At 49.4% G+C, this 1077-nt stretch carries 2 protein-coding genes; one reads left to right on the top strand and one right to left on the bottom strand.

The features are described 5' to 3' along the window. Positions 1 to 596 (bottom strand): glucosaminidase domain-containing protein (locus tag H6B30_RS15990; RefSeq protein ID WP_087330350.1); only part of this gene is annotated, 596 nt, incomplete at its 3' end. An 89-nt stretch (positions 597 to 685) separates the two neighbouring features. Between H6B30_RS15990 and H6B30_RS15985 the strand changes: the two genes are divergently transcribed. Next, positions 686 to 1077, top strand: a 392-nt coding sequence (locus tag H6B30_RS15985; RefSeq protein ID WP_205112238.1) for a DUF4099 domain-containing protein, incomplete at its 3' end; no start/stop codon positions are given.

Below are 1077 nucleotides of genomic sequence, written 5' to 3'. Positions count from 1 at the left end.
TAGAGGTATTGCTCCAATATACGGCTTAGCGAACGGACATACCTTGGGTCTTCCGCATAGCCGATGTTCTTCAGCCAAAGGAGATAGTCACCGCCCTTGAACTTGTACTGTACCTTGGTATAATAGGCCCGGACACTTTCCGTCCAATGGCCGAACTCAAAGTATTTCCCTGTCCGTGGGTTGGTCAGGCCGAACAGATTGTGCTTGTTCCTGCATACCGGGGAGGTGAACCATCCGGTTTCAAGGATGGCCTGTGCCAATACGATTTTCGGATATTGTATTCTGTTTTGTATAATTTCCGCATAAAGATTGGGAATGGTCAGTTCGGGAAGCTCTGATTTTAGGGATGTCCTTTTGTTACCTTTTTGGCCTTTTCCCTTATTCTTTTCCTTTATCGGGGTATTTATGTGCAAGGTGTCGTTTCTGACACTTTGCACAATGTTGCTGATTGTATCATCTTCTTTTGCAGCTGTTTGCATTGTTTCCTTTCCGGAATCGGGCATTAAGTCTGAGTCTTTGGTAATGGTGTAAAACTGTGCGGAAGCCGTGATGGGCAGAAGCAACAGCATCAGTGACGACAGAATAGTGTTGTGCATTTCTTTTTCTCGTTTGGGTGAAAATACTTTTGCAGGGTGTTCAAGCGGTTCCGGCCGCAAAATTAACCCGTAAAAACAAGTTTGAAGAAATGGACAACAGAAATCTATCCGAAACGCTGCCCTACGGAAAGCTGGCAATGTTGGGCATTGACAGGGAAAAGGCAGACCTCCTGCCGCAGGAAGTGAAGGAAAAGCTGCTCTCCGGCGAAATCACGCCCCTTGTGCAAGTATCCATCCGTGCGCAGAATGGCAATGCTGTCACGCTGCCGCTCAAACTCCAGATGGTGGCCGACAGGCAAGGCAACCCGGCTTTGATGGCCTATCCCGTCAGGGCGGCTCTCGAAACGGAACGCAACAAGGCTATCGCCCTGACGGAACAGGAAGCGGAACGCCTCAGAAAGGGGGAAGTCATCCAAAAGGCCGTGGATGTGAACGGCGAAAAGACCCGGCAGTACCTCCAGCTTGACCCGGAAACGAAGTC

The sequence above is a fragment of the Marseilla massiliensis genome (genome assembly GCF_016899955.1).
Lineage (GTDB): Bacteria > Bacteroidota > Bacteroidia > Bacteroidales > Bacteroidaceae > Prevotella > Prevotella intestinigallinarum.
This window is presented reverse-complemented; position numbering and strand designations above follow the sequence as displayed.